Annotated in this window: 7 protein-coding genes; 5 read left to right on the top strand and 2 right to left on the bottom strand. The window is 72.4% G+C overall.

All coding sequences use genetic code 11. The features are described from left to right. A partial coding sequence (locus E1293_RS42225; RefSeq protein WP_243717393.1) for a histidine kinase dimerization/phosphoacceptor domain-containing protein occupies positions 1 to 786 on the bottom strand: 786 nt, incomplete at its 3' end. A gap of 118 nt (positions 787 to 904) precedes the next feature. On the opposite strand from E1293_RS42225, the gene E1293_RS42230 reads away from it, so the two are divergent. From E1293_RS42230 to E1293_RS42245, 4 genes are read left to right on the top strand one after another with little or no spacing between them, the layout of a single operon-like run. Beyond that, positions 905 to 1780 (top strand): ABC transporter ATP-binding protein, encoded by an 876-nt coding sequence (locus E1293_RS42230; protein WP_132204992.1) that lies wholly within the window; start codon positions 905 to 907, stop codon positions 1778 to 1780. Continuing rightward, the gene (locus tag E1293_RS42235) at positions 1777 to 2631 is read left to right on the top strand and encodes an ABC transporter permease (protein WP_132204994.1); all 855 of its coding nucleotides are present in this window, start codon (positions 1777 to 1779) and stop codon (positions 2629 to 2631) included. The genes E1293_RS42230 and E1293_RS42235 overlap by 4 nt, the downstream gene beginning before the upstream one ends. A 25-nt stretch (positions 2632 to 2656) precedes the next feature. Then, positions 2657 to 2908 (top strand): helix-turn-helix transcriptional regulator, encoded by a 252-nt coding sequence (locus E1293_RS42240; RefSeq protein ID WP_132204996.1) that lies wholly within the window; start codon positions 2657 to 2659, stop codon positions 2906 to 2908. Further along, on the top strand, positions 2905 to 3450 hold the full coding sequence (locus tag E1293_RS42245; protein ID WP_132204998.1) for a hypothetical protein: 546 nt from the start codon (positions 2905 to 2907) through the stop codon (positions 3448 to 3450). Before E1293_RS42240 ends, E1293_RS42245 begins: the two co-directional genes overlap by 4 nt. On the opposite strand, the gene glgP is transcribed toward E1293_RS42245, so the two are convergent. Then, positions 3447 to 6047: an alpha-glucan family phosphorylase gene (glgP, locus tag E1293_RS42250; RefSeq protein WP_132205000.1), complete on the bottom strand. Its 2601-nt coding sequence runs from the start codon at positions 6045 to 6047 to the stop codon at positions 3447 to 3449. The two genes, E1293_RS42245 and glgP, sit on opposite strands and share 4 nt — an antisense overlap. A gap of 298 nt (positions 6048 to 6345) precedes the next feature. On the opposite strand from glgP, the gene E1293_RS42255 reads away from it, so the two are divergent. Next, on the top strand, positions 6346 to 7187 hold an 842-nt coding region (locus tag E1293_RS42255), incomplete at its 3' end, for a maltotransferase domain-containing protein (RefSeq protein ID WP_132205002.1).

Raw genomic sequence — 7187 nt, forward strand, 5'->3', positions numbered from 1 at the left:
GACCGGGGCGGCCTCGTCGACCTGGCGGAGGATGCCGAGGGTGGCGCGCATCTCGCGGAGGGTGTCCTTGCTGGCCTGCTTGATGGCGGTGAGGGCGTCCTCGGCGCGTTCCGGCTCGCGGCGCAGGCCGTGCAGGGCGGCGGTGGCCTGCACGTTGATCAGCGAGATGTTGTGGCCGAGGACGTCGTGCAGTTCGCGGGCGATGCGCAGGCGCTCCTCGATGGCGCGGCGGCGGGCCTCGGCCTCCCGGCCGCGTTCGGCGACGCGGGCGCGTTCCTCGGCCTCGCGCAGGTAGGCGCGGCGGTTGCGGACGACGCCGCCGATCGCGACGACGGCGACGAACCAGCCGATGAGCAGGAAGCCGGCGGCGTCCGCGAGATGGTTGATGTCGTCGCGGCGGTCCGCGGCCACGGAGGCGGCGATCGAGATGCCCGCCAGCACGACGGCCGTCGTGAGATGCCCTTCGGCCGCCGCCGTGTAGAGCGCGACGACGAAGGTGATCACGAGCGGGCCGTCGGGTTCGGTGAGCGGGTAGTAGACGGCGCAGGCGAAGAACGTGACGATGGCGACCGTGACCGGATGGCTGCGGCGGAAGTAGAGCACTCCGCAGGAGATGGCCATCAGCGTCCAGCCGTAGAGGGGCATGCGCGAGGGCGCGCCCGTGTGCGTCGACACGAACGCCATCGCGGCCAGGATCGCGAAGGAGCCCACGGCCAGGATCGCGTCCGCCGTGCGCCCGCTGGGCAGCCACGCGAGAGGCTCGGAGCTCCGGTTCGCTAGTCGCACACGTCCATCCTGCCAGCATGCGCCCGCTTGCATAACTGCAACGAAATGTAGTACTTCTACTATCAATAGATGCAGAGGTAGGGCGGATGATGCAAGTGACCGTACAGAGGGGGTGCGCATGAGCGGGCCGGTGATCCGGGCGCGCGACCTGCGGATGCGCTACGGCCGCGCGGAGGTACTGCGCGGCGTCGACCTGGAGGTCGGGGCGGGCGAGGTGGTGGCGCTGCTCGGGCCGAACGGCGCGGGCAAGACGACCACGATCGAGATCCTCGAAGGGTTCAGGCGCCGCTCGTCCGGCGAGGTCACGGTGCTCGGCACCGACCCGGGCAGGGGCGGGGACGCGTGGCGGGCGCGGCTCGGCATCGTCCTGCAGAACTGGCAGGACCACCCGCGCTGGGGCGTCCGGCAGCTGCTCACGCACATCGCCGGGTTCTACGACCGGCCGCGGGACGCCGACGAGCTGCTGGAGGTCATGGGCCTCACCGCGCAGGCCGGGCAGGCGGTCGGACGGCTGTCGGGCGGCCAGCGGCGCCGGCTGGACGTGGCGCTCGGCATCGTCGGGCACCCCGAGCTGCTGTTCCTGGACGAACCGACCAGCGGCTTCGACCCGGAGGCGCGCCGCGAGTTCCACGCACTGGTCGAGCGGCTGGCACGGGACGAGGGCATGACCGTCCTGCTGACGACGCACGACCTCGCCGAGGCGGAGCGGCTGGCCGACCGCATCGCGATCCTCGTCGGCGGCACCGTCACCGTGTGCGGCACGCCGTCCGGGCTCGCGTCGGTCGTGCGGGCGGCATCGGAGGTGTGCTGGCTTGAGGACGGCGTGCCGCGCACCGAGCGGACATCCGACCCGTCCCGGCTGGCCTTCGAGCTGCACCGCCGGTTCGGCGGGCCGGTGCCGGGGCTGGAGGTCCGCCGACCTTCGCTGGAGCAGAGCTACCTCGACCTGGTCGCGGGCAAGGACGAGCCGATCACCGGCAGGAGGGCCGCATGAACCCCCGCACACTGAGGATCGGGATCCGCCGGGGCTGGGCGGAGTACGTGCACTTCCTGCGGAGCCGCCGGGAGCTGGTCTCCGGGCTGATCGGCACCGTCGGGGTCTATGTGCTGCTGGTCCGCTGGCAGGGCGACACCATCGTGGAGGGCACGGGGGAATCGCAGGCGGTCCTGATGACGGCCGGTTTCGTCGCGTTCGCCCTGTTCTCGGCGGGGCTGATGAACCTGCCGATGGGGATCTCGGCCGACCGGGAGGAGGGCACGCTGCTGCGCTTGCGGACGGTGCCCGGCGGCACCTCCGCCTACCTGGCCGGACGCGCGGTCTCCGTGCTGCTGCAGATCGCCGGCTACGTGCTGCTGATGCTGGCGGCGGGCGCGGCGTTCGCCGGGCTCGGCCTGCCGTCGTCGCCCGGTGACTGGCTCACCCTGGCCTGGGTGCTGACGCTCGGCACGCTGTCGGTCGTGCCGATCGGCGCGGCGATCGGCGCGCTGCTGCCCGGGCCGCGCAACGCCGCGAGCATCCTGTCGCTGCCGCTGATGGCCCTCATGGTCGTCTCCGGGGTGATGTTCCCGGTGGCGCGGCTGCCGGAGGCCGTCCAGTCCGTGGCGCAGGTGTTCCCGCTGTACTGGCAGGGGCTCGGGCTCCGGTCGGTGTTCCTGCCCGACTCGATGGCGGTCGCGGAGATCGGCGGGAGCTGGCGCCCGGCGGAGACCGCGGCCGTCCTCGGGGCCTGGGCCGCCGCGGGCCTGCTGCTGGCGCCGTACCTGCTGCTGCGCGCGGCCCGGCGCGAGTCCGGCACCCGGCTGGCCGAGCGGCAGGAGCGCCGCGCCGCCCAGGGCGCGTTCTGACCGGCGGCTACGGGAGACTGTGCCGGTGGCGGCGGACAAGACGGACGGCAAGGAGCATGTCCACAACCGGATCGCGGTGCTGCGGGCCGAGCGCGGCGTCTCGCGGCGCGAGCTGGCGACGGCGCTCGGCGTCCACTACCAGACGATCGGCTACCTGGAGCGGGGCGAGTACAGCCCGAGCCTGCACCTCGCCCTGCGCATCGCCGGGTTCTTCGAGGTGCCGGTCGAGGTCGTGTTCTCGCTGGCGCCCTTCCCCAGGCTGGGGAGCACGTCATGACATGGGGGGACACGATGGTCAGGGAACGCTGGGAGCGCAGGCGGCAGGCGGCGCTGCAGCGCGACATGCTGCCGTCCTGGTACGCGACGCGGCGCCGGCGGCGGACGCTCGCCGCGGCCGGCCTCGCGGCCCTGGCGATGATCTGGGCCGCGACGGCCGTGTCGTGGAACCTCGCGCCCAGCGACACCGCGATGGCCGTGTCGCTGCCCCTCCTCGGCCTGTCCGTGGTCGTCATGCTGCCGGTGGTCACGCTGCTGAACGTGGCGACGCGCGGGTCCATGTCGCTGGCGGAGCGGCTCCTGGACGAGCGGCAGGTGGCCGAGCGGCTGCGCTCGTTCACGGTCGCGCACCGGGTCATGCTCGGCATCCTCGTCGTGCTCGCCGTCGTGGTGCTGAGCACCGACACCGAGGACGTCCCGATGGCCTCGGTCGCCCTGGGCGTCGTCGGGCTGTTCGAGACGCACATGCTCCTGCCCGTCCTCGTGGCCGGGTGGCGGCAGGCCGACCCGCCGCCCGGCGACGAGGAGGACGAGGACCTCTAGCGCAGGTCGCCGTTGGTCATGCCGTGCGGTGCGGGCGGCAGCGCGACGAGGCCCATTTCGGCCCGTCCCGACAGCCGCGGGTGGCTCGGCACCACGCGGACGCTGTAGCCGAACGCGCCGCTGCGGCCGAGCGGGACCTCGCCGGTGTACTTGCGCCGGCCGTTGTCCGCCGGAACACCCTCGTCCAGTTCCAGATAGGACGGGCCGACCAGCGCGTCGGCGTCGTCCACCCGGCCGTAGGCGACCTCCACGGCGACGTCCTCCGGGTCGAGCCCGCCGAGGTCGACGACGACGCGGACGGTCAGCCGGGCGCCGACCTGCGGGCTCTCCTCCCCGTTGGACTCGACGTGCTCGACGGCGACGCGCGGCCACGCCGTCCGCACCCGCCGCTTCCACGCCGCCAGCTCCCGGGCGCCCGCGAACTTGTCGGCGACCATGGACCGCTCGGACGCCGCGGCCGGGGCGTACAGCCCCTCGACGTAGTCGCGCAGCATCCGGGACGCGAGGACCTTCGGTCCGAGGGTGGCGATGGTGTGCTTGACCATCTCCAGCCAGCGGCGCGGCAGCCCGGCCGAGTCGCGGTCGTAGAACGTGACGGACACGTGCTCCTCGACCAGCTCGTACAGCGCGGCGGCCTCCAGCTCGTCCCGCCGGTCGGGGGTGGCGAGGCCGTCGGCGGACGGGATCGCCCAGCCGTTCTGCCCGTCGTACCACTCGTCCCACCAGCCGTCGCGGATCGACAGGTTCAGCGCGCCGTTCAGCGCCGCCTTCATCCCGGACGTGCCGCACGCCTCCAGCGGGCGCAGCGGGTTGTTCATCCACACGTCGCAGCCCTGCACCATGAGCTGCCCGAGCGCCATGTCGTAGTCGGGCAGGAACACGATCCGGTGCCGGATGTCCTCGTTGCCGGTGAAGCGCACGATGTCCTGGATGAGGCGCTTGCCGCCCTCGTCCGCCGGGTGCGCCTTGCCCGCGATGACGATCTGCACGGGCCGGTCCGGGTCCAGCAGGATCGAGCGGAGCCGGTCCTCGTCGCACATCATCAGCGTGAGCCGCTTGTAGGACGGGACGCGCCGCGCGAACCCGATCGTCAGGACGTCCGGGTCGAGGGCGTCGTCGATCCAGGAGATCTCGGCCTCGCTGGCGCCGCGCTGCCGCCACGACTCGCGGAGCCGGCGCCGCGCGTCCAGCACGAGGCGGCGCCGCAGCAGGCCGCGCATCCGCCAGATCTCCGGCTCGGACACGTTCCGGACGCCCTCCCAGCCGCGCCCCGACTCCATCAGCGACGGCAGCTCCCGGGAGGCCAGTTCGAGCGCCTCGCGCGCCACCCAGGTTCCCGCGTGCACCCCGTTGGTGATCGAGCCGATCGGGACCTCGGCGGTGTCGAACCCGCCCCACAGCCCGCCGAACATCTCGCGGCTGACCTCGCCGTGCAGCTCGCTGACGCCGTTGACGCGCTGCGCGAGCCGCATCCCCATCACGGCCATGTTGAACACGGTGCGGTCGCCGCCGGGGTAGTCCTCGGTGCCGAGCGCGAGGACGCGGTCGACCGGGACCTGCTCCTCCTCGTTCGCGCCGCCGAAGTACCGGCTGATCAGGTCGCGCGGGAACCGGTCGATGCCGGCCGGGACGGGGGTGTGCGTGGTGAACACCGTGCCCGCGCGGGTCGCTTCGAGGGCCTCGTCGAACGTCAGGCTGTCCTCCGACACCAGCTCGCGGATGCGCTCCAGGCCGAGGAACCCGGCGTGGCCCTCGTTGGTGTGGAAGACCTCCGGCTCCGCATGCCCGGTGATGCGGCAGTAAGCGCGGATCGCCCGCACGCCGCCGATGCCGAGCAGCATCTCCTGAAGCAGCCGGTGGTCGCCGCCGCCGCCGTACAGCCGGTCGGTGACGTCCCGCGCGGACTGGTCGTTGTCCTCGACGTCGGAGTCGAGCAGCAGCTGCGGGACGCGTCCGACGCGCGCGATCCACACCTGCGCATGCAGGGCGTTTCCCTTCGGAAGTCCGATGGAGACGCGGACCGGCGTCCCGTCCCGCTCGCGGAGCAGGGTGAGCGGGAGCCCGTTCGGGTCGATCGGCGGGTAGCGCTCCAGCTGCCAGCCGTCCGGCGACAGCGACTGGGAGAAGTAGCCGTGCCGGTACAGCAGCCCGACGCCGAGAATCGGGACGCCGAGGTCGCTCGCGGTCTTCAGGTGGTCGCCGGCGAGGATGCCGAGGCCGCCGGAGTACTGCGGCAGCGCGGCGGTGATCCCGTACTCGGGTGAGAAGTAGGCAATGCACGCCGGGGCGTCGCCATCCGAGTGCGACTGGTACCAGCGCGGTGCCGTCAGGTACTCGCGCAGGTCCTCGGCGGTGTCCTGCAGGCGGCGCAGGAACCGGCGGTCCTCCGCGAGCCGCGCCAGCCGCTCGGGCGCGACCTCGCCCAGCAGCCGGACGGGGTCCTGGTGGACGGCCCTCCACAGCGCCGGGTCCACGGCGCGGAACAGGTCGAGCGTCTCGTGGTGCCAGGACCAGCGCAGGTTGAGGACGAGCTCCTCAAGCGGCTTGAGCGGCTCGGGAAGGACGGTGCGTACCGTGAAACGTCGGATTGCCTTCACGCAACGTCACGCTATGCGGTAAGGGGCCGTGGGCGCGACGGCGGGGAGCACACCGTCACCCCCCGGACCGCTCCCCCGCACGCCGCCGAAACACCGGGAACCCCCTGCCCGCAAGGGACCTTCGCCGCTCCGCCACCTGTGGCCACCGCAGAGCGTTTGCCCAATCTCGACCATCCGCAGACCCGCGCGCATGATGGCGTTCTGGGCGGCGCAGCGCAGCCGCCGGAACCTACGGGGCGGTAGCCGCCGGTTCCCGGGCATGGACGTTTTGGATATCTCGAACGGGTAGGGGTGGCACATGCACGTCGAGTCCGGAACGTCCAGTACGACAGGCATTCCGAGGCTTGGCCGCATCCCGATCGTGGACGTGGCGCCGGTGGTGGGGTGTGGCCGGTGGCCGGCGAAGGCGGTCGTGGGTGAGACGGTCGAGGTTTCGGCGACGGTGTTCCGGGAGGGGCACGAGATGCTGGGCGCGGCGGTGGTGCTGCGGACGCCGGATGGTGAGGAGCTGGCGCCGCGGCGGATGGCCGAGGTCGGTACGGGGATGGATCGGTGGTCGGCGCTGGTGACGCCGACCGAGATGGGGTCGTGGTCGTTTCGGGTGGAGGCGTGGGGCGACCCGATCGCGCACTGGTGGCATGACGCGCAGATCAAGGTCCCGCGCGGCCAGGACGTTGAACTCATGCTCGCCGAAGGCGTGGCGCTGTTCATGCGCGCGGCGCGAGAGGTGCCGTCGAAGGACCGCCGGGTCCTGGCCCGGCTCGCCCGCTTCCTGTCGGACGAGGACGGGGACGCCCTCGAACGGCTCGCCGCGGCCGGAGACCCCAACGTCCTGGACGTGTTGGAGCGTCATCCGCTGCGGGATCTGCTGACCGTCAGCGACTGGTACCCCCTGGTCGTCCACCGCCAACGTGCCCTGTACGGCGCCTGGTACGAGTTCTTCCCCCGCTCCGAAGGCGCCACCTTCGACCCCATGGGACGACGCGGACCAACCTCCGGAACCTTCCGCACCGCGATGAAACGCATCCCCGCCATCGCCGACATGGGCTTCGACGTCCTCTACCTGCCCCCCATCCACCCCATCGGCACCACCTTCCGCAAAGGCCCCAACAACACCCTGGACGCCGGCCCGTATGACCC

The sequence above is a fragment of the Actinomadura darangshiensis genome (genome assembly GCF_004349235.1).
GTDB lineage: Bacteria > Actinomycetota > Actinomycetes > Streptosporangiales > Streptosporangiaceae > Spirillospora > Spirillospora darangshiensis.